Here is a 17,795-nt window from a genome sequence, read left to right on the forward strand (position 1 = left end):
CACCCATGATCGGACAGATCCTGTCGAAGGCCGCAGTGCCGGTCGGCGTCGTCGGCATCATCCTGCTGCTCATCGTGCCGATCCCCACGCCGCTGCTCGACGTGCTCATCGTCGTGAACATCTCGTTCGCCCTGCTGATCCTGCTCACGGCGATGTTCATCAAGAAGCCGCTGGAGTTCTCGGTGTTCCCGAGCCTGCTGCTGGTCGCGACCCTGTTCCGCCTGGGACTCAACGTCGCGTCGACCCGACTCGTGCTCAGCGAGGCGCACGCCGGACAGGTGATCCAGGCGTTCGGACAGATCACGATCAGCGGATCCCTCGTGATCGGCGCGGTGATCTTCCTCATCCTCACGGTCATCCAGTTCGTGGTGGTGACCAAGGGCGCGGAGCGCGTCGCCGAGGTCGGCGCCCGCTTCACCCTCGACGCGATGCCGGGAAAGCAGATGGCGATCGACGCCGATCTCAACGCCGGACTCATCACTGAGGCGGAGGCGCGAGCCCGGCGGGCAGAGGTCGCCGCCGAGGCCGACTTCTACGGTGCGATGGACGGTGCGTCGAAGTTCGTGAAGGGCGACGCGATCGCCGGCATCGTGATCGTCGTCATCAACTTCGTCGGCGGCATCATCATCGGCATGGTCCAGCACGGCATGGAGGTCGGCGAGGCGCTCGAGACGTACAGCATCCTCACGATCGGCGACGGCCTGGTCACCCAGATCCCGGCGCTGCTCATGGCGGTGTCCACCGGCATGATCGTGACCCGCGAGAACGCCGAGGCCGAGATGGGGCAGGCAGCGGGACGGCAGCTGCTGCAGTCGCGCAACGCGCTCCTCATCACCGGTCTCGCAGCCTGCGCGATGGGCTTCATCCCCGGGATGCCGCTGCTGGTGTTCCTCGCGATCGGAGCCGTGCTGCTGTTCGCCGCCTCGCGGGTGCGGGCGAACGAGGCGAAGGAGACGGCGGCGGCGCTCGACGCCCAGCAGCTCGAAGCGGCGGAGGCGGCGGCCGAGGGCCCAGAAGAGCTCATGGACCGGATGCGCGTGCACGCCCTCGAGATCTCGCTGGCCCCCGACATCGTCGATCTGGCCTCGGGTGGTCAGGGCGATCTGCTGACCAGGGTGAAGTCGCTCCGCCGCAAGCTTGCGATGGAGATCGGCATCCTGATGCCGCCGGTGCGCACCCGCGACAACATCGATCTGCCGGCGCAGACGTACGCGCTGCTGATCGCCGGCGTCGAGGTCGGACGAGGCACGGTGCCGCGCGGACATGTGCTGGCCATCGGGACCGGGCTGGACCAGTTGCCCGGTACCGCGGTGACCGATCCGGTCTTCGGGCTCGAGGGCAAGTGGGTGCCGACGGAGATGTCGCATGCCGCCGACATGGCGGGAGCGACGGTCATCGACCGCGCGAGCGTCATCATCACCCATCTGTCCGACGTGGTGCAGAGCCAGGCGGACAGGCTGCTCTCGCTCGAAGACGTGCGACAGCTCACCGACCATCTCACACAGTCCAGTCCCGCGACCGTCGAGGAGCTGACCCCGGCGATGCTCTCCCTCGCGGCCATCCAGCGGGTGCTCGCCGGGCTGCTGTCGGAACGGGTCCCGATCAACGACCTCGCCCGCATCTACGAGGCGCTGGCACTGCGGGCGAAGACGTCGACCGACACCCCGGTTCTCATCGAGGCGGCGCGCGCCGCACTCGGACCGGCCATCGCCGCCCGCTTCGCGCAGGACGGTCGGATCCGCGTCCTGATGTTCGATCCGATGCTCGAACAGCAGATGCTCGAGGGCATGCGAGCCGTGGAAGGCCAGACCCAGATCGTGCTGAGCCCCGAGGCCACGATGCAGCTTCTCGAGAGCGTGCGGCGGACCGTCGCAGAGATCGACCAGTCGGGTCCGGAGCCGGTGCTCGTCTGCGCGCCGTCGCTGCGCTCGGCCGTTCGACGGATGCTGTCGGCGCAGGTGCGCGGGCTTCCGGTGCTGTCCTACGACGAGGCCGGGGCCGGAGGCTTCGCGACCGATGTGGTGGGTGTCGTGCGCATCGCTCCCACCGCGCTCCCGAGTCCGGCGGTGTAGGCGCGCGCCTTCCTCTCATTTACGAGTGGATCATGCGCTACTTTTGTCTGGGTGCGCTCCTGCGCGCCAGCCATGGAAGGCGGACGAAGGCATGCTGGTACTCACGAGGCGCGCGAACGAGAGCATCCTGATCGGCGACGACATCACGGTCACGATCCTCGCGGTCACACCGGGTGGCGTCCGGGTCGGCATCGATGCGCCGCGCGACAAGCGCATCAACCGCGCGGAGATCGTGCTGGCCGTGTCCGACGCGAACCAGGAGGCCGTGCAGACGTCGTCCGACGAAGCGGCGGAGAACGCGCTGCGGGGCGCGCTCGCACGGATCACCACGAAACCCTGACGGTGTCAATGGGGAGTTCTCCCCATCCACGCCGAGTTACCCCGTACATCGATGTCGCGATAGTCGTGAGTATGACGGGCAATCCCGTCGGGAAACCACGACTGACGAGGTGACGAACCGTGGCCGCTCACGACCTGAGCATGCAGCTGATGCGAGAGCGCGATCTGCTCGAGGTGCTGCTCTTCAAGCTCGACGAGCAGCAGATGCTCCTCGCCACCGGACGCAATCGCTGGATCCAAAATGCCGCGAACGAGATCGATCGTGTGCTGGCCGCGATGCCCACGGTCGCCCTCTCACGTGACACGCTCGTCGTCGCCGTCGCCGACGAGTGGGGGGTGCCGGAGGCGACGACGCTTCGGGAGCTGATCGATGCCGCGCCCACCGACGCCTGGCGCGAGGTCATGTCCGGTCACCTCGAAGCGATGACATCTCTCGCCGAGGAGATCGCCCAGATGAAGAAGGTCAACGAGCAGCGCCTGCGAACGGCTATCCGCGTCACCCAGGAGACCATCGCGGGTCTGGGCACGCCGACCGGCGAGTACGACCCGTCCGGCGATGTCGTCCGCGACGGCGACGCCCGGCTGCTCGACACGAGGGTGTGACCGCGATGTCGTCGTTCGCAGGACTCCGGCTCGCCGAATCCGCCCTGGCCGCAGCGCGCGCGGGCATGACCGTCACCGGGCAGAACATCGCCAACCAGACCACCGCCGGCTACACGCGTCAGCGCCTCGAGCAGACGTCGCTGTCCGCTCCGGGATCGACGGGGCTCTGGCCGACGACCTTCGCCGTCGGCGGGGGAGTCGGAGTCACGGGTGTCGCCCGTCTCGGCAACGATCTGCTCGACGCACGCGTGCGCGACGCCCTCGGGACGTCCGGCTTCTGGGTCACGAGAGCGACCGCGGCGGGCCAGGCCGAAGCCGTGATGGCCGAGCCGACGTCCGACGGTCTCGCCGCGAACCTGAACCGATTCTGGTCGGGGTGGTCCGACCTCGCCAACACACCGGATGCCGGCGCGGCGAAGGTCGTGCTCACGAACGCCGAGGTGCTGGTCGGCCAGATCGCGGCCGGATACCAGTCGGTCGCCGGGCAGTGGACCGACCTGCGCGGTCAGGTGGACAGGCAGATCACGGACGTGAATGCGATCGCGGGTCAGGTCGCCGGGCTGAACGCGCAGATCCGCGATGCGCTGCTCTCCGGGCGCGGCGCGAACGAGCTGATCGATCAGCGGAACGTGCTGGCGCAGCAGCTGTCGACAGCCGTGGGCGCGACGGGCGCGGTCGAGGCCGACGGCACTCTGACGCTCCGCGTCGACGGCAACGCCCTCGTCTCGGGCGACGCCAGCCGTGCGCTGACCGTGAGCGGTCCGCGGGAGATCGCCGACGGCGGCAGGATCACCGTCGCCTGGGCCGACCGTCCCACCGTCCCGGTCGCCGTGACGGGCGGCTCGGTCGGCGGCGCCATCAGCGCGCTCGGCCCTGCCGCCGACGGCGGAACGCTCGCCGGCGTGGCGGCGGCGTACAACGCGACGGCGTCCGCTCTCGCGACCGCCGTCAACGACATCCACCGCACGGGAGTGACGTCGGCGGGCACGCCGGGCGGGGACTTCTTCGCGGTCGACGCGAGCGGGCCTGCCGCGCTGGGGCTGCGGGTGGTCCCCGTCGGACTCGCCGATCTCGCGCTGGCCGCCCCGGGAGCCGGGGCCAAGGACACCACCATCGCGGACCGGATCAGCACGCTGGGATCGTCGACGACGGGCCCGAGCTCGGTGTGGTCGAGCTTCGTGACCGGCTTCGCGGTGACCGTCGCCGGTGATCGCCAGCGCGCCGACATCGCCGACATGGGCGCGGTCGCCGCCGTCACCGCGCAGCAGTCGAACGCCTCGGTGGACGGCGACGAGGAGACCATCAACCTCCTCACCTACCAGACCGCGTACCAGGCGGCCGCCCGTGTGCTGACCGCAGTCGACGAGGCGCTCGACCTGCTCATCAACCGCACCGGCCTGGTCGGCCGCTGACCCGGGAGGCATCATGATCGGGCGCATCACGAGCAGCACCATGACGCAGCAGTCGCTGCGCACGCTGCAGAGCAACCTCGTCGACCGGGAGCGGCTGCAGCACCAGGCGACCTCTCAGCGGGCCTTCCGCACCCCGAGCGAGGACCCGGCGGCGGCAGCCACGACTCTCGGGCTGCACGGCGAGCAGTCGCGCGTCGCCCAGTTCTCGCGCAATCTCAGCGACGGCCTGGCCTGGGTCACGACGGTCGACACTGCTCTGGGCGCCAGCACCGACCTGCTCAACCGGGCGCGCGATCTCGTGGCCCAGGGCGCGAACTCGGGGGCGCTCAGCGCGACCGCGCGCGAGTCGATCGCGCAGGAGCTGGAGACGATCAGCGCCGAGCTCCTGTCTCAGGCGAACACGACGGTGCTCGGTCGCAGCGTCTTCGCCGGCACCAGCGACGCCGCGACGGCGTTCGACCCCGTGACCTTCGCGTTCAGCGGCACAGCGGACGACGGGGTGCGGCGCCGCATCAGCGACAACGAGACCGTGCGCGTCGACTTCGACGGCGCTCAGGCGTTCGGATCCGGCGCGACCAGCGCGTTCGGGATGCTTCGCGACATCGCCACCGAGTTGCGGGGCGGTGCCAACATCGGCGCGCGTCTCGGCGATGTCGACGCTCGTCTCACCGCCTTCACCGCAGCCCGCGGTGAGACCGGTGCCCGTCAGGTGCAGATCGAGAGGGCGATGGCGCAGAATCTCTCCGTGTCGACCGACCTGGAGGCCCGCCGCACCGAGGTCGAGAACGTCGACAGCCTCGAAGTGCTCGTGCGTCTGCAGTCCGCCGAGCTCGTGTTCCAATCCGCCCTGCAGGTGACGGCCAAGTCGCTGCAGACCAACCTCCTGGAGTTCCTGCGATGACCGCCATCACCGCCGACACCGCGAGCGTCTCCGTCGACTTCGTCGCCCCCATGCCCGGCCTGCGGCCGCACACCTCCTTCTCGCTGGATCCGATCGGCGGCGCCGAGGGACTCTATGCGTTGCGTGCGACGGATGCCGACGTCCGGCTGTTCCTGCTCGACCCCGTGTTCAACGACTACGACTACGCCCCGCGCATCTCCGCCGGTGTGCGTGCGGATCTCGGCGCGGCCGAGGACGGCGACCTGCGGGTCCTCATCGTCTCCAATCCGTCGGACGACGGGGTGTACGTGAACCTTCGAGCGCCGATCGTGCTCGATCCGGCCACAGGACGGGCCCTGCAGATCATCCTCGACGACGAGGAGTATCCGATCCGCGTCCGGCTCGACGGCTGAGGGTGATCCTCGCAGCAGTTCCGGTCCCTCGGTGAGTCGACGATCAGAGGAATTCGATTTTCACCGCATATACCAAGGAACAGCGGTTATCCTCTGAGGAGCACAGGCTGGGGTACTGGCAGATTCGACGACGTTGCAGGAGTTTGGGACCTGCGCGCGTCGGCGGATGTCGCTGGTGGGGTACAGCGCAAGACGCCCGGTGACGGGCGACATTTCCATTGGACGGAAAGATGAGCACATCCAGGACGCTCGACACGAGTCGGGTGAGCAAGAGGGAGTTCGTGCAGCGGTTCGCGCGACGGGGCGGGATCTCCGTGGGCGCTGCACAGACGGCGTACAACGCGATGATCGACGAACTCGTCGACCTCGTGAGCCGGGGGAACACGGTGACCCTGACCAACTTCGGGAAGTTCTACCCCCAGACCCACAAGGGTCACCGGGTGCAGTTCTCGAAAGACGAGGGAACCGGTGAGGTCGACGACTACACGGTGTTGAAGTTCTCGGCGACCCGCGAGGTGAACAAGCGCGTCAAGTCGACCGATTAGCAATCGTGATCTAAACGTAAACGAGAATTCACGAGCGTTTCGGCGTTCGGTCCCTCTTCGCGCCCTGCGCGGCCCTAGCATGTACACGAATGATGTTTCTCGTCGCCGTGGGGTGGTGATGCTGTGGGTCGCTGGGGGGCTTGCACTGACAGCGAAAGAGGCGGGACCGTATGCCGTTGCGCGCGCGGAACAAACTCGTGGTCGATCACCTGCACATCGTCGGGGCGGCCACTGCCGCTGTCGCCGCGCGACTGACCCACGTCTCCCGTGAGGACCTCGCCGCAGCCGGCGCTTTCGCGCTGGTCCGCGCGGCGGAGAAGTACGACGAGAGTCTGGGCGTGCCCTTCGGCGCCTACGCGCGCGAGCGGATCAACTGGGCGTTGAAGGACGAGCTCCGGGCGATGGACTGGGCTCCCCGCGACGTCAGGGCGAAGGCCAGGGAGACCACTCGGGTCCGCGACATGCTGGGCGGTGTGCTCGGTCGAACGCCCACGGTCGCCGAGATCGCCGACGCGATGGGCATCGATGCGAGCGCCGTCAAGCAGCGGCTTGCGGACGCCGAGCGCACGGTCACGAGCCTGGACGTGCTCGACGTGCACGAGATCGTCTGGACCGGGTACCTCCCGGAGGAGATGGCGATCGCCGCAGAGCGGGAGGAGCTCCTGCACATCGCGGTCGATGCCCTTCCCGAGCGCAAGAGACGCATCATCAGGGCGATCTACTTCGACGACCGCACGGTCACGGAGATCGCCGAAGAGCTCGGAGTGTCCCACGCCGCCGTGTCGCAGCAGCGCTCGGAGGCGGTGCGGATGCTGCGCGACGCCCTCGACCGTCATCTCGCCGACGAGCACGGTGCGGGGATCCGACGCTCGCGCTCGTCGACCGCCGTGCTCGATGCGTACTTCGACCGGCTGGCGATCGCGAGCGGTCACCGGTACGCGCGGGCCTTCCTGGGTCAGACGATCGGTGTCTGACGCATCGCCTCTGTCGTGTCCTCGGTGCCGCCTCAGAGGCCGAACCCGTAGGCGGCCTGACCGACGAGCGTGAGGCTCACGCTCGTCGGGTACACCTCGGGCTCCTCGTCCTCGTCGTCCACGAGGTCGAGCCGGTCGATCGGCACGAAGATCGTGCCGTCGGTCTCGAACACGAGGTCGCGGGGGACGAACGACGCGAACAGCGATCGGTTGGAGTTGCGCAGCTCGTACGTGCGGCCGACGTCGCCGCGCTCGAAGAGATTCATCTCCGCTTCCTCCGACCAGACCTTGCCGTCGGGGAAGCGCGCTTCGATCCGGTACAGGCTCGGTTCGATCGACTTGATGTTGAGGTCCTGCACGATCTCGGAGAAGAGCGTGTCGGGCTGGGCGAGCTCGAAGGCGATCGCGCGGAGGTGGTCGTAGTTCAACCGCGCTCGGCGCGAGAACAGGGCGACGTTCTCGATCTCGGCGGGGTCGGCGTTCGGGGCTTGATCGAGCAAGTACTGCCTGACCTCGTCGGGGCCGGGGTACTCGAACCGCATGTGGTAGTGGAAGCGCCCCGGGCGGTTGACGATGTACGTGCTCACGTCGTTGATGTCGTTCACGGTGAGGCAGTAGATGCGCTTCACCGACGACAGGCCGTCGAACAGCGAGAGGAACTGGTTCTGACGGTTCGCGCCCTCGACACCGCCGCGGCGCGCCACGGGGAACGTCTTCTCGAACTCGTCGAACACGATGAGGCACTCGTCGAGACTGTCGAGGAACTCCACGATGCCCTCGTTGTCCTCGGAGACGATCACGACCGGCAGGGCCTGGTCGCGCGCCTCCTCCGCGACCATCCGCAGGAACAGCGTCTTGCCGATGCCCTTGTCACCCGAGAGCATGACCCCGAGACTGCGGTCGGACAGGGCGTAGGAGCGGAAGATCTTCGCGACCTTCCTCTCGAGACCGCCGTAGACGCGCTCCGTGCCGACGGTGAGATCGTCGACCTTGATGAGGCTGAACCCCTCCTTCGAGGTGAAGTGCACGCGGTAGGTGCCGAGGGGGAACACCTGGTGCGTCCGCACGGCGTCGTCGTAGACGCGCACATGGCCGCCGGTCTCGATGTAGGTGGTGGTCACTTCTCCTCTTCCTGCGCTCCCCGAACTGTAATATCGGTCGGATCGCCGGGCGCGTAAGGCGCAGAGGCGAACTCGGGCGCGTCGTGATCGCACCGTGACAGACTCGGGGCAGGAGACTTCTCCGAACGGGTCGAGGATCGGGAGCCGGCATGGACGGACGCATCGTGGTCAGTGGAGCCTCCGGGCTCGTCGGGACGGCTCTCGTCTCGTCTCTCCGAGCCGACGGCATCCCCGTCACGACGCTCGTCCGGCGTCCCGCCCGCTCGTCCGACCCCACCCGCTCGTATGACGAGGTGCAGTGGGATCCCTCGTCCGGTGCTCTGGCTCCGGCCTCGCTCGACGGTGCCGCCGCGGTCGTCGCCCTCGGCGGAGCCAGCGTCGGCCGGCTGCCGTGGACGTCCGGCTATCGCCGCGAGCTCGTGGATTCCCGGATCTCCTCGACGCGGACGATCGCGACCGCGCTCCGGGCTCTCGGCGACGACGCGCCAGCCCTGGTCTCGGCGTCCGCCGTCGGGTACTACGGATCGGCGCCGGGGGAGATCCTCACCGAGGCCGCGGGTCCGGGCGACACGTTCCTCGCAAAGCTCTGCGTCCGGTGGGAGGACGAGGCGCGGCGCGCCGGAGACAGCACTCGCGTCGCGCTCCTGCGCACGGCGCCCATCGTGCATCGGCAGGGCGTGCTCAAGCCGCTCATCCAGCTCACCCGGTTCGGCCTCGCCGGTCCCCTCGGGCGCGGCACGCAGGTGTGGCCGTGGATCTCGCTCGACGACGAGGTGCGCGGCATCCGTCACGTGATCGATGCCCAGCTCGACGGCCCGGTCAACCTCAGCGGTCCCACGCCCGCCACCGCGAACGACCTCGGGCGCGCGGTCGCGGCGACGATGCACCGGCCGTTCTGGCTGCCCGCACCCGCCTGGGCGCTGAAGCTCGCGTTAGGCGCGGCAGCCGAATCGCTGCTGCTCCCCGATGCCGATGTGCGTCCGCACGCCCTGGAGCAGAGCGGTTTCTCGTTCACCCACCGCACGGTTCGAGAAGCGGTCGACGCGGCGCTCTGAAGGCCAGCGCCGACCGCTCGCCGATCAGTTCCCGTGCGGATCGCGGGCGTTCAGCGTCGCCACGACCTGGTCGTAGTCGCCGCGCGCCTCCCCGTACCGGAGGAACTTCACGTTCTCGACCTGGATCTCCCGCGCGTCGGGCTGCGACTCGATGATCCCGATGACCTCCGACACGAAGTCGTCGAGCGGCATGGCGAAGTCGCTGGACTCCTGGCCGGGCATGAGCGCGGTGCGCACCGACGGCGGCTCGAGCTCCTGCACGGCCACGCTGGTGCCGGCGAGCTGCAGCCGCACGGACTCGCTGAGCATGTGGATGGCGGCCTTCGTGGCGTTGTAGGTCGGAGTCACCCGTAGGGGAGCGAACGCCAGACCCGACGACACGGTCATGATGGTCGCGTCCGGACGCGTGACGAGATGGTCGATGAAGGCGGCGATCAGCCGGATCGGCCCGAGCAGGTTCGTCGTCACGATGGACTCCGCCGTCTCGAGGAATCCGCTGGACGTCGTCCAGTCCTCGGCGCGCATGATGCCCGCCATCGCGATCAGCACGTTGAGGTCGGGGTGCGATGCGAGCACCTGCGCGGATGCCGAGCGGATGCTCTCGGCATCCGTCGTGTCGATCTGCACGGTGTCGATGCCGGGGTTCTCGGCAGCGATCCGCTCCAGCAGGTCGGCGCGTCGTCCGCCGACGATGACCGTGTTCCCGCGCTCCGCGAATCGCTGCGCCAGCGCGAGGCCGATGCCGCTCGTCGCTCCGGGGATGAAGATGGTGTTTCCGCTGATGTTCATGCCTCCACTCTGCGCCGCGCGCGGTCGCCGCTCCAGGGACGGGTGATCCAGGGATCCGGGGTCCCTGGATGGCTCCGTGCTCTGGCGCGATACTGAGGGGGTGGACAGAGATGCACTCGCGGACTTCCTCCTCGCCCGCCGCGAGCAGCTGCGGCCGGGGGATGTCGGGCTGAGCGCCGGACCCCGGCGACGCACGCCGGGGTTGCGCCGCGAGGAGGTGGCCCAGCTCGCCGCGATGTCGACGGACTACTACACCCGACTCGAGCAGCGGCGCGGGCCGCAGCCGAGCGTGCAGATCCTCGCGTCGCTGGCGCGAGCGCTGCGGCTCAGTCCCGACGAACGGGACTACCTCCACCGGGTGAGCGGGCACAGCGCGCCCGACCGCGCGATGTTCACCGACTACGTGCATCCGGGCATGCTCCGGGTGCTCGACCGTCTGGACGACACGCCCGCCTTCGTCGTCTCGGTGCTCGACGAAGTGCTCGTGCAGAACGACGCCGCGAAGGCTCTCCTCGGCGATGCGAGCTCTCTGGAGGGACTGGCTCGCAGCGGCATCTACCGGTGGTTCACCGATGTCGACGATGAGCGGCGCCGGTATCCGGAGGCGGATCACGATCACCGCAGCCGCGTGCTCGTCGCCTCCCTGCGAGCGGCCTACGGCGTGCTCGGGGAGAGGTCGCGCGCCGGCGACATCGTGCGCGAGCTGACGGCACGCAGCCCGGAGTTCGCCGCGCTGTGGGAGGTGCACGAGGTCCGTCGCCGTTTCGACGACCACAAGGTGCTCATCCACCCCGACATCGGCGAGATCGAGGTCGACTGCCAGGCGCTCTTCACCGAGGACGAATCGCAGACGCTGGTGGTGCTGACGGCCGCCCCCGGTTCGGAATCGGCGAGCAAACTGGAGCTGCTCCGCGTGCTGGGCACGCAGCGGGTCTGATCTCCTCCCGGCGCGTCAGGACTCCTCGTGCGTGCGGGGGTCCGCGTCGAAGAGGCGGCCGTCTGCACGGCCCAGCGCGGTGATCGCCTCGACCTCGGCCGCGTCCAGGACGACCTCGCCGGCGGCGAGATTCGACTGCTGGTGCTCCGCCGAAGACGCCTTCGGGATGGCCACGGTCTCGCGTGCCACATGCCAGGCGAGCACTGTCTGCGCCGGCGTGATCCCGTGCGCGGCGGCGACCTCGGCGATCACAGACTCGTCGAGCAGCTCCTTCGCGCGCCCGAGCGGGCTCCACGCCTCGGTCAGGATGCCGTGCTCGCGGTGGTACGCGAGCTGCTCCGTCTGCGGGAAGTACGGGTGCACCTCGATCTGGTTGACGACGGGGCGCACGCCGGTCTCGCGCTCGATGCGCTCCAGGTGCTCCGGCAGGAAGTTCGAGACGCCGATCTGCCGCACGACCCCGCGCTGCTGGGCGTCGACGAGCGCCTCCCAGGCCTGGACGTACTCGTCCTGGCTCGGGTTCGGCCAGTGGATGAGGTGCAGGTCGGTCGCATCGAGGCCGAGACGCGATCGGCTCTCCTCGATGCTCGCGACGGCTTTCGCTCGAGCGTGGTGGCGGCCGGGGAGCTTGGTCGTGACGATGATGTCCGAGCGGTCGACGTCCGACTGCCGGACGCCGCGCCCGACCGATCCCTCGTTCTCGTAGTTGAAGGCGGAGTCGAGGAGGCGGTAGCCGGCGCCGATCGCGGTGGTCACTGCATCCGCCCCTGCGTCGCCGTCGAGCGCATAGGTGCCGAGTCCGAGGGCCGGCAGGGTGAAGCCGTTGTGGGCGGTGAACGTGGGGAGAGCGGTCATGACGTCAGCGTACGCTGGAGCGGTGACGGGAGCGGAGACCATGGCGCCGGATGACGGCAGCGGGCAGGATACGCTCCGGTGCCCGTGCGGCTCGGGTGATCTCTTCCGTGCCTGCTGCGGCCCCCTGCTCGCGGGAGCGCCTGCGCCGACGGCCGAACGGCTCATGCGGTCGCGGTACACGGCGTTCGCGCGCGGGGACGCGCGGCATCTCCGCGCGACGTGGCATGCCTCGACACGCCCGGCGACGATCGACCTCGACGAGGATCTCGTGTGGCGACGGCTCGCGATACTCGACCGGGTCGCCGGAGGGCCGTTCGATCGGGAGGGCATCGTCGAGTTCGCGGCCTCATGGCAGCAGGGAGCGGAGCGCGGCGTGCTGCGCGAGCGCAGCCGTTTCGTCCGCGAGGGCCGCAGCTGGCTCTACGTCGACGGCGACGTCTCGTGACGTTCGGGTCCGGGACTCCGCGCGTCCGACCCACCGAGTAGATTTGAGAGCGTGAACGCCAGCCCCGAGCACCAGCGCATCCTTCTCGACATCGCCGACCTGGATCGGCGCATCGCTCAGGCCGAGCGTGCGCGCACCAAGCCCACGCAGGCCTCTCGCATCTCCGAGCTCGTCGCGATCCGTCAGGAGCAGCTGCGCGAGCTGACCGCCCTGACCGGCACGCGCGACGATGTGCGCACCGAGCTGACGCGGATCGAGTCGGATGTCGCGCTCGTCGAGCAGCGCCGCGCGCGCGACGCCCAGCGCCTGGCCGCCGCCACGAACCCCAAGGAGGCACAGGCTCTCGAGCACGAGATCGCCAGCCTCGCCCGCAGGCAGAGCGACCTCGAAGACGCGCAGCTCGATGTGATGGGGCGGGTCGAAGACGCGGATGCCGCGGTGGCGGCCCAGCAGGCGCTGCTCGACACGACGACGGCCGAGGGCACAGCGCTCACCGCGCAGGCGAAGGCCGATGTCGCTGCGGCGACCGACCTCGGAGCCCAGCTGGCCCGCGACCGCGAAGCTGTCGCGGCGACGGTCCCTGAGCCCCTGCTCGCCGAGTACACGCGCCGCGCCTCGAACAGCGCCGGAGCCGCGCTGCTCACCCGGGGCACCTGCGAGGGGTGCCGGATCGTGCTCCCCGGCACCGACCTGAACGAGATCCGCCGTGCCGCCGAGGACGCCGTGGTCTCGTGCCCTGAGTGCGGCTGCATCCTCGTGCGCACCGAGGAATCCGGCCTGTGACACCCGCGCCGCGAGCGCGCCGGACGTGACCTCGCGGCGGACGCCTGAGCGCCGGATCGTGCTGGCGCGCGGGAACGCACCCGGCTGGACGGCGGTCGAGCTCGACGACGCGGGGGAGGAGCAGCACCGCCGCACCCTCGCTCAGGATGCCGTGGCCGACTGGGTCGCCGCGCAAGAGCGCGACGGTGCTCCGCGCTGGATCATCCGCAGCGCGCGGGAGGTCTACGCCCCGCTGCTCGCACTGGGTGGGCGCCTGACCCGCGCGCACGACCTGCTGCTGTGCCACGCGATCCTCCGCGACACCGACCGGGTCGCGCGACCGCTCGCCCCGTCACCGGACTGGGTGCGGCACGATCCCGTCGTCGACGAGCCTCCCTCGCTGTTCGACGCGCTGGAGCGCCCGACGACGGACGACCCCGTCGGTGAGCTGCTCGACCAGTACCGACTGCAGCGTCGCGTGATCGACTCCTCGCCGGACGGACGGCTCGCTCTGCTCGCGTCGGCCGAGTCCGCCGGCGGCCTGATCGCGGAGGAGATGCGTGCGGCAGGGCTTCCGTGGAGCGAGGAGATCCACGACCGGATCCTCGTCGAGACCCTCGGCACCCGCCCGATCGCCGGCGGTCTGCCGAGCGGCATGGTCGCGCAGGCGGAGCGCGTCCGCAGCATCCTGGGCGACCCGGGCCTCAATCTCGACAGCCAGCCGAAGCTGCTGCGTGCCCTCCACCGGGTGGGCGTGCAGGTCGAGTCGACAGCACGATGGGAGCTCGCTCGTCACGACCATGCGGTCATCGGCCCGCTGACGGCGTACAAGAAGCTCGCGCGGCTGCTCAGCGCCAACGGATGGGCGTGGCTCGCCGAGTGGGTGCACGAGGGGCGTTTCCGTCCCGTGTACATCCCCGGCGGGGTCGTCACGGGGCGCTGGGCGTCGGCCGGCGGCGGGGCACTGCAGATCCCTCGGAGCCTGCGGCGTGCAGTGCGTGCCGACGACGGGTGGCGGCTCGTGGTGGCGGACGTCGCTCAGCTGGAACCCCGCATGCTCGCGGCGATGGCGGGGGATCGGGCCATGGCGCGAGCAGCGCAGGGGGCCGACCTCTACGCGGGTGTCGTGGCGACCGGCGCCGTCGGCACGCGCGAGGAGGCCAAGTACGCGGTCCTCGGGGCGATGTACGGAGCGACGACCGGCGACAGCGGCCGCCTCGTGCCGCGGCTCCGCAAGGTGTACCCGCGGGCCATGGCCCTCGTCGACGAGGCCGCCCGTGTCGGAGAGGACGGCGGCGTCGTGTCGACCTGGCTGGGCAGATCGTCGCCCCGGCCATCGACGGAGTGGTCGCGGATGCAAGCGAGGGCGACGGATGCCGACGCCGAGCCGACGGACGTGAGCGTCGCGCGCCGGCGCGCACGGGACTGGGGGCGCTTCACCCGTAACTTCGTCGTGCAGGGCACGGCTGCGGAGTGGTCGCTCATCTGGCTGGCCGAGATCCGTCATCGTCTGCAGCAGCTCCCGGAGGCGGTGCGGTCGGCTCCGGCGTCCGGCGTCTTCGGCTCGCGCGCGCATCTGGCGTTCTTCCTGCATGACGAGGTCATCCTGCACGTCCCGGAGGAGCAGGCGGAGGCGGCGGCGGATGCCGTGCGCGACGCGGCGGCCGTGGCGACCCGCCGCCTGTTCGGCGACTTCCCGATCGACGTGCCGCTCGATCTGCGCATCGCGGAGTCGGCGGAGAAGTAGCGCCCGCGTAGACTGGACGACGCGAATGGGTCGACTGGACGGTCGCGTGGCGGGAGACCGCACCGAGGAACGTCCGGGCTCCACAGGGCAGGACGGTGGGTAACGCCCACCCGGAGTGATCCGCGAGACAGTGCCACAGAGAGCAGACCGCCCCCGACCGCGAGGTCCGGGGGTAAGGGTGAAAGGGTGGTGTAAGAGACCACCGGGGGCCATGGTGACATGGCCCGCCAGGTAAACCTCGTCCGGAGCAAGGTCAGACAGAGGATGATGACGCGGCCCGCCGAGTCCTCGGGTAGACCGCTAGAGTGCCACGGCAACGTGTCGCCGAGAGAGATGGCCGTCGAAGGGGCGAAGAACCCCGGAACAGAACCCGGCGTACAGGTCGGCCCATTCGCCTCAGACATGACGAAGGCCCCGCTGATCCAGCGGGGCCTTCGTCATGGGGCCTTGAGCTCGTCGAGGGGCTCAGTCGCCGGCCAGCGAGGCGGCGCCGATGATGCCCGAGTTGTTGCGGTGGATCGCCGGGACGATCGGGGTCTTGAGGTCGAGCAGCGGCAGGAAGTCGCCGGCGTTCTTCGAGACGCCGCCGCCGACCACGAACAGGTCGGGGCTGAACAGGAACTCGATGTGCGAGTAGAACTTCTGCAGGCGCTCGGCCCACTCCGCCCACGAGAGGTTCTCGCGCTCGCGTGCCGATGTCGCGGCGAAGGTCTCGACCGACTCGTACTCGCCGTAGTGCAGGTGGCCCAGCTCGGTGTTCGGCAGAAGCACGCCGTCGTAGAGGAAGGCCGAGCCGATCCCGGTGCCGAGCGTGGTCAGGAGCGTGAAGCCGCGCACGTCGCGAGCCGCTCCGTGGCGGGCCTCGGCCACGCCGGCGGCATCCGCGTCGTTGACGAAGACGATGTTGCGGCCGAGGCCGTCGCGGAAGAAGCGCTCGGCGTCGAAGTCGATCCACTTCTTCGAGACGTTGGCGGCCGACAGGGTCTTGCCGCGCTTGACGATCGCCGGGAATGCCACGCCGAGGGGGAGGGTCGATTCATGCACGTCGAGGGTCTTCAGAACCGTCTGCACGGCGAGCAGCACGTCTTCGGGAGCAGCGCCCTCGGGTGTGGGCACACGCACACGCTCCGAGGCCATAGTGCCGTGCTCGAGGTCGACGATGCCTGCCTTGATACCCGTGCCGCCGATGTCGACGCCGATCGCTTTCACCATGGTCGATAGCTTAGCGACCGCGCTCTGCGCCAGTAGGATCGATGACACCACGTGATGAAGGGGATCGGCCATGTCGAACGGCGATGAGAAGTACTGGTACAACCTGGAGACCCGACAGGTCGAGTTCGGCATGATCTCGCCGTCGGCCGACCGCGTCGGCCCGTTCGACACCGAGGCCGAGGCCGCCCACGCCCCCGAGAAGCTCCAGGAGCGCGCGCGTGCGTGGGCCGACGAGGAGGCCGCGGAAGACGGCTGGGACGCCGGCATCGGCAAGAGCTCCGCAGAGTGACGATGGACAAGCAGAGGGACTTCGTCCTCCGGACGATCGAGGAGCGCGGCGTCAAGTTCGTGCGTCTGTGGTTCACCGATGTCATCGGCACGCTCAAGTCGGTGGCCATCGCGCCGGCGGAGGTCGAGGGAGCGTTCGCCGAGGGGATCGGCTTCGACGGGTCCGCGATCGAGGGACTGACGCGGAGCTACGAGTCCGACCTGCTCGCGCAGCCCGACCCCACCACGTTCCAGACGCTGCCGTGGCGCGGTGAGATCGACCCGACCGCGCGTATGTTCTGCGACATCACGACGCCTGACGGGCGTCCGGCGGTGTCCGACCCTCGTCACGTGCTCAAGCGCACGCTCGCGAAGGCCGCCGACGCCGGGTTCACGTTCTACACCCACCCGGAGATCGAGTTCTACCTCCTGAAGTCGTCGAACTTCGGGCCGGAGGGGCCGGTGCCGGTCGACTCGGCCGGCTACTTCGACAACGTGCCGGGCGGCACGGCTCACGACTTCCGCCGCCGTTCGGTGCGGATGCTGGAGGACCTGGGCATCTCGGTCGAGTTCAGCCACCACGAGGGCGGACCCGGGCAGAACGAGATCGATCTGCGCTACGCGGATGCTCTCACGATGGCCGACAACGTCATGACGTTCCGCACGGTCATCAAGGAGGTGGCGATCGAGCAGGGCGTGTACGCGACCTTCATGCCGAAGCCGCTGAGCGGTCACCCCGGAAGCGGCATGCACACGCACATGTCGCTGTTCGAGGGCGAGCGCAACGCGTTCTACGAGGAGGGCGCGAAGTACCAGCTCTCCAAGACGGGGCGCCACTTCATCGCCGGCCTGCTCCGCCATGCGAACGAGATGGCCGCGGTGACGAACCAGTTCGTGAACTCGTACAAGCGCCTCTGGGGCGGCGACGAGGCTCCGAGCTTCGTGACGTGGGGCCACAACAACCGCTCCGCGCTCGTGCGGGTGCCCATGTACAAGCCCAACAAGGGCGGTTCCTCGCGCGTCGAGTACCGCGCCCTCGACTCGGCGGCCAATCCGTACCTCGCCTACGCGCTCATGCTCGCCGCAGGGCTGAAGGGCATCGAGGAGGAGTACGACCTCCCTCCCGAGGCCGAGGACAACGTGTGGTCGCTCAGTGACGCCGAGCGGCGGGCACTGGGCTACGCGGCACTGCCCGCGAGCCTCGACCACGCCCTCGAGTACATGGAGAGCTCCGAGCTCGTCGCCGAGACGCTGGGCGAGTCCGTCTTCAACTACGTGCTGCTCAACAAGCGCAAGGAGTGGGAGGCCTACCGTGGGCAGGTCACCCCGCTGGAGTTGAAGAACAACCTCGAGCTCCTCTGACCGTC

At 69.4% G+C, this 17,795-nt stretch carries 19 protein-coding genes and 1 other RNA gene; 16 read left to right on the top strand and 4 right to left on the bottom strand.

Features of this window, described 5'->3' with window-relative positions; all coding sequences use genetic code 11:
• Positions 1-5: 5 nt before the first annotated feature.
• From MRBLWO14_RS17335 to MRBLWO14_RS17370, 8 genes are all read left to right on the top strand, one after another.
• On the top strand, positions 6-2,072 hold the full coding sequence (locus MRBLWO14_RS17335) for a flagellar biosynthesis protein FlhA (protein ID WP_341934303.1): 2,067 nt from the start codon (positions 6-8) through the stop codon (positions 2,070-2,072).
• A gap of 91 nt (positions 2,073-2,163) precedes the next feature.
• On the top strand, positions 2,164-2,412 hold the full coding sequence (csrA, locus tag MRBLWO14_RS17340) for a carbon storage regulator CsrA (protein ID WP_341934304.1): 249 nt from the start codon (positions 2,164-2,166) through the stop codon (positions 2,410-2,412).
• A 119-nt stretch (positions 2,413-2,531) separates the two neighbouring features.
• The gene (gene flgN, locus MRBLWO14_RS17345) at positions 2,532-3,014 is read left to right on the top strand and encodes a flagellar export chaperone FlgN (protein ID WP_341934305.1); all 483 of its coding nucleotides are present in this window, start codon (positions 2,532-2,534) and stop codon (positions 3,012-3,014) included.
• Positions 3,015-3,019: 5 nt separating this feature from the next.
• Positions 3,020-4,426 (top strand): flagellar hook-associated protein FlgK, encoded by a 1,407-nt coding sequence (gene flgK / locus MRBLWO14_RS17350; RefSeq protein ID WP_341934306.1) that lies wholly within the window; start codon positions 3,020-3,022, stop codon positions 4,424-4,426.
• A gap of 13 nt (positions 4,427-4,439) precedes the next feature.
• On the top strand, positions 4,440-5,327 hold the full coding sequence (gene flgL, locus MRBLWO14_RS17355; RefSeq protein WP_341934307.1) for a flagellar hook-associated protein FlgL: 888 nt from the start codon (positions 4,440-4,442) through the stop codon (positions 5,325-5,327).
• The gene (locus tag MRBLWO14_RS17360) at positions 5,324-5,719 is read left to right on the top strand and encodes a flagellar assembly protein FliW (protein ID WP_341934308.1); all 396 of its coding nucleotides are present in this window, start codon (positions 5,324-5,326) and stop codon (positions 5,717-5,719) included. Before flgL ends, MRBLWO14_RS17360 begins: the two co-directional genes overlap by 4 nt.
• 230 nt (positions 5,720-5,949) lie before the next feature.
• Entirely contained in the window at positions 5,950-6,264 is a 315-nt protein-coding gene (locus tag MRBLWO14_RS17365; RefSeq protein WP_251587983.1) for an HU family DNA-binding protein, read from the top strand.
• Positions 6,265-6,434: 170 nt separating this feature from the next.
• A complete protein-coding gene (locus MRBLWO14_RS17370) occupies positions 6,435-7,238 on the top strand; it encodes a sigma-70 family RNA polymerase sigma factor (RefSeq protein ID WP_341934309.1) in 804 nt (267 codons plus the stop codon).
• Positions 7,239-7,270: 32 nt separating this feature from the next.
• Here the strand turns inward: MRBLWO14_RS17370 and MRBLWO14_RS17375 are convergent, their stop codons facing one another.
• Positions 7,271-8,359 carry an AAA family ATPase gene (locus tag MRBLWO14_RS17375; RefSeq protein ID WP_341934310.1) on the bottom strand — a complete coding sequence of 363 codons (1,089 nt, stop codon included), beginning with the start codon at positions 8,357-8,359 and terminating at the stop codon, positions 7,271-7,273.
• A gap of 149 nt (positions 8,360-8,508) precedes the next feature.
• On the opposite strand from MRBLWO14_RS17375, the gene MRBLWO14_RS17380 reads away from it, so the two are divergent.
• Positions 8,509-9,414 carry a TIGR01777 family oxidoreductase gene (locus MRBLWO14_RS17380; RefSeq protein ID WP_341934311.1) on the top strand — a complete coding sequence of 302 codons (906 nt, stop codon included), beginning with the start codon at positions 8,509-8,511 and terminating at the stop codon, positions 9,412-9,414.
• A 24-nt stretch (positions 9,415-9,438) separates the two neighbouring features.
• On the opposite strand, the gene MRBLWO14_RS17385 is transcribed toward MRBLWO14_RS17380, so the two are convergent.
• Positions 9,439-10,203, bottom strand: a complete 765-nt coding sequence (locus tag MRBLWO14_RS17385) for an SDR family NAD(P)-dependent oxidoreductase (protein ID WP_341934312.1) — start codon at positions 10,201-10,203, stop codon at positions 9,439-9,441.
• Between the two features lie 100 nt (positions 10,204-10,303).
• On the opposite strand from MRBLWO14_RS17385, the gene MRBLWO14_RS17390 reads away from it, so the two are divergent.
• Positions 10,304-11,140 carry a helix-turn-helix transcriptional regulator gene (locus MRBLWO14_RS17390; protein ID WP_341934313.1) on the top strand — a complete coding sequence of 279 codons (837 nt, stop codon included), beginning with the start codon at positions 10,304-10,306 and terminating at the stop codon, positions 11,138-11,140.
• A 15-nt stretch (positions 11,141-11,155) separates the two neighbouring features.
• Here MRBLWO14_RS17390 and MRBLWO14_RS17395 read toward each other — a convergent pair whose 3' ends face one another.
• A complete protein-coding gene (locus tag MRBLWO14_RS17395; RefSeq protein ID WP_341934314.1) occupies positions 11,156-11,995 on the bottom strand; it encodes an aldo/keto reductase in 840 nt (279 codons plus the stop codon).
• A gap of 40 nt (positions 11,996-12,035) precedes the next feature.
• Here MRBLWO14_RS17395 and MRBLWO14_RS17400 point away from each other — a divergent pair, with 40 nt between their 5' ends.
• The 4 genes from MRBLWO14_RS17400 to rnpB all read left to right on the top strand — a co-directional run bounded on the left by MRBLWO14_RS17400 (position 12,036) and on the right by rnpB (position 15,343).
• A complete protein-coding gene (locus MRBLWO14_RS17400) occupies positions 12,036-12,440 on the top strand; it encodes a YchJ family metal-binding protein (protein WP_341936229.1) in 405 nt (134 codons plus the stop codon).
• Between the two features lie 51 nt (positions 12,441-12,491).
• Positions 12,492-13,223 carry a C4-type zinc ribbon domain-containing protein gene (locus MRBLWO14_RS17405; RefSeq protein ID WP_341934315.1) on the top strand — a complete coding sequence of 244 codons (732 nt, stop codon included), beginning with the start codon at positions 12,492-12,494 and terminating at the stop codon, positions 13,221-13,223.
• A 25-nt stretch (positions 13,224-13,248) separates the two neighbouring features.
• Positions 13,249-14,949: a bifunctional 3'-5' exonuclease/DNA polymerase gene (locus MRBLWO14_RS17410; protein ID WP_341934317.1), complete on the top strand. Its 1,701-nt coding sequence runs from the start codon at positions 13,249-13,251 to the stop codon at positions 14,947-14,949.
• 26 nt (positions 14,950-14,975) lie between these two features.
• An RNA gene (gene rnpB / locus MRBLWO14_RS17415) (RNase P RNA component class A) lies at positions 14,976-15,343 on the top strand.
• 71 nt (positions 15,344-15,414) lie between these two features.
• Here rnpB and MRBLWO14_RS17420 read toward each other — a convergent pair.
• Entirely contained in the window at positions 15,415-16,161 is a 747-nt protein-coding gene (locus MRBLWO14_RS17420; protein ID WP_341934318.1) for an ROK family protein, read from the bottom strand.
• Between the two features lie 70 nt (positions 16,162-16,231).
• Here MRBLWO14_RS17420 and MRBLWO14_RS17425 point away from each other — a divergent pair, with 70 nt between their 5' ends.
• Positions 16,232-16,450, top strand: coding sequence for an SPOR domain-containing protein (locus tag MRBLWO14_RS17425; RefSeq protein ID WP_341934319.1), 219 nt, complete (start codon positions 16,232-16,234; stop codon positions 16,448-16,450).
• A 2-nt stretch (positions 16,451-16,452) separates the two neighbouring features.
• Positions 16,453-17,790, top strand: a complete 1,338-nt coding sequence (gene glnA, locus MRBLWO14_RS17430) for a type I glutamate--ammonia ligase (protein ID WP_096715417.1) — start codon at positions 16,453-16,455, stop codon at positions 17,788-17,790.
• Positions 17,791-17,795 lie beyond the last annotated feature (5 nt).

The organism is Microbacterium sp. LWO14-1.2, assembly GCF_038397715.1.
GTDB lineage: Bacteria > Actinomycetota > Actinomycetes > Actinomycetales > Microbacteriaceae > Microbacterium.

What these genes read in the sequence shown, in the direction of transcription:
- MRBLWO14_RS17335 (WP_341934303.1), top strand. Translation starts at nt 6, where the DNA reads ATGATCGGACAGATCCTGTCGAAGGCCGCAGTGCCGGTCGGCGTCGTC.
- csrA (WP_341934304.1), top strand. Translation starts at nt 2,164, where the DNA reads ATGCTGGTACTCACGAGGCGCGCGAACGAGAGCATCCTGATCGGCGAC.
- flgK (WP_341934306.1), top strand. Translation starts at nt 3,020, where the DNA reads ATGTCGTCGTTCGCAGGACTCCGGCTCGCCGAATCCGCCCTGGCCGCA.
- flgL (WP_341934307.1), top strand. Translation starts at nt 4,440, where the DNA reads ATGATCGGGCGCATCACGAGCAGCACCATGACGCAGCAGTCGCTGCGC.
- MRBLWO14_RS17360 (WP_341934308.1), top strand. Translation starts at nt 5,324, where the DNA reads ATGACCGCCATCACCGCCGACACCGCGAGCGTCTCCGTCGACTTCGTC.
- MRBLWO14_RS17365 (WP_251587983.1), top strand. Translation starts at nt 5,950, where the DNA reads ATGAGCACATCCAGGACGCTCGACACGAGTCGGGTGAGCAAGAGGGAG.
- MRBLWO14_RS17370 (WP_341934309.1), top strand. Translation starts at nt 6,435, where the DNA reads ATGCCGTTGCGCGCGCGGAACAAACTCGTGGTCGATCACCTGCACATC.
- MRBLWO14_RS17380 (WP_341934311.1), top strand. Translation starts at nt 8,509, where the DNA reads ATGGACGGACGCATCGTGGTCAGTGGAGCCTCCGGGCTCGTCGGGACG.
- MRBLWO14_RS17385 (WP_341934312.1), bottom strand. Translation starts at nt 10,203, where the DNA reads ATGAACATCAGCGGAAACACCATCTTCATCCCCGGAGCGACGAGCGGC.
- MRBLWO14_RS17395 (WP_341934314.1), bottom strand. Translation starts at nt 11,995, where the DNA reads ATGACCGCTCTCCCCACGTTCACCGCCCACAACGGCTTCACCCTGCCG.
- MRBLWO14_RS17400 (WP_341936229.1), top strand. Translation starts at nt 12,036, where the DNA reads ATGGCGCCGGATGACGGCAGCGGGCAGGATACGCTCCGGTGCCCGTGC.
- MRBLWO14_RS17420 (WP_341934318.1), bottom strand. Translation starts at nt 16,161, where the DNA reads ATGGTGAAAGCGATCGGCGTCGACATCGGCGGCACGGGTATCAAGGCA.
- MRBLWO14_RS17425 (WP_341934319.1), top strand. Translation starts at nt 16,232, where the DNA reads ATGTCGAACGGCGATGAGAAGTACTGGTACAACCTGGAGACCCGACAG.
- glnA (WP_096715417.1), top strand. Translation starts at nt 16,453, where the DNA reads ATGGACAAGCAGAGGGACTTCGTCCTCCGGACGATCGAGGAGCGCGGC.